Consider the following 233-nt stretch of genomic DNA (forward strand, 5'->3'; position numbering starts at 1 on the left):
GATCTCTATGACTAGGTGGACGAGACGGACAATCGGGATCGTCAGCGCGATCATCATCGTTCAGATCATCACGATCGGCGGTGTCGTCGCCCTCGGCGTTGTCGCGAACCAGCAGTCCGCACGGGCCTCCCAGGCGGAGGCCAGCGCGGCGGCTGAGGCAGAAGATCGCGCCGAACAAGCGGATGCCATCGAGGCGCTCCGCGATCAGGTGTTCGAGCTGGGCGAAGTTCCCG

1 protein-coding gene is annotated in these 233 nt (G+C 64.4%); it reads left to right on the plus strand.

Annotated features, from left to right (window positions below):
- A partial coding sequence (locus tag SB660_RS23965; RefSeq protein WP_410585121.1) for a hypothetical protein occupies positions 1 to 233 on the plus strand: 233 nt, incomplete at both ends.

Source organism: Bacillus sp. SIMBA_005, from assembly GCF_046535585.1.
Taxonomy (GTDB): Bacteria; Bacillota; Bacilli; order Bacillales; family Bacillaceae; genus Bacillus; species Bacillus pumilus.